The following is a 1045-nucleotide window of genomic DNA, read 5'->3' as shown; positions in this document are numbered from 1 at the left end:
GCCAACTGCTTGGCGGGTGCGCCGCCTTCGTGGAGGGCCGCCACCCCGTGGGAGGGGCTGCCGCTGGTGCCGCCGGTACCCGTCGCGCCGTCGCCGGGGGCCGCCTTCGCGGCCGGGCGCTGCGCCGGGACGGGCTTGTGCAGCGAGGAGAGGTCCCAGGCGTAGGTGCCGACGGCGTTCGCGATCACGTCGATGTTGACGTCGAAGGCGCGCATGTCGATGTTGCCCAGGTTGTCGCAGGCCTGGTGGTAGCAGGCGTCGTAGGCGGCGCCGGCCGTGCCGCCGTAACGGGCCGCCTGCTCCGCGGACTTGAACTTCTCGGCTCCGGTGTCGGTGCCGCCGGCCGGGATGCCCGCGTCGATGAACGGACCGTAGTCGGAGCGGCCGTCGAAGGCGGTCGGGTCGTGCGGCAGGCGGCGGCCGTCCAGGTAGCCGTTGATGTCCCGCTCGATCTGCGCCGAGCCCTCGGGGCCCGCGTCGCCGCCGGCGCTGCCCGAGCCGTTGTAGACGAACTGCGCGTAGTTGGGGGATGCGATCATGTCGAAGTTGAGGTAGAGGCCGATCTTCTTCCGATCCGCCTCGGAGAGGGAGTTGACGTACGCCTCGGCGCCCTTGAGGCCGAACTCCTCGGCGGACCACCAGGCGAACCTGACCTTGTTCCTCACCGGGTGCACGCCGAGGTTCTTCGCCACCTCCAGGATGCCGGCCGAGCCGGACCCGTTGTCGTTGATGCCCGGTCCCTCGGGGACGGAGTCCAGGTGGGCGCCGACCATCACGGTGTTCTTCGGGTCGCCGCCGCGGGTCTCCGCGATGACGTTCCAGGTCTTGCGCGGCTCCATGAAGGTGCGGATGTCCAGGGTCACCCGGACGGGCCCGGCGGCGGCCTCGGCGGCCAGGGCCTCACCGGCCGCCTTGGTGATCCCGCCGGTCGGGATCTTCCCGGCCGCCGGATCGGTGAGCGTCCCGTTGAGGCTGCCCTCGACGTTGTTGTAGACGATCGCCCCGGCCGCCCCCGCGGCCGCCGCGGCCGCCTGCTTCTCCGCGA

Annotated in this window: 1 protein-coding gene; it reads right to left on the bottom strand. The window is 72.1% G+C overall.

Going from position 1 to position 1045, the window contains the following annotated elements; all coding sequences use genetic code 11:
- On the bottom strand, positions 1 to 1045 hold a 1045-nt coding region (locus ACFRMQ_RS40960), incomplete at both ends, for a M28 family metallopeptidase (protein WP_380736030.1).

It is taken from the genome of Kitasatospora sp. NPDC056783 (genome assembly GCF_042789895.1).
GTDB lineage: Bacteria > Actinomycetota > Actinomycetes > Streptomycetales > Streptomycetaceae > Kitasatospora.
Note: the sequence above shows the minus strand (reverse complement) of the source record. Positions and strands in the feature narration are given on the sequence as shown.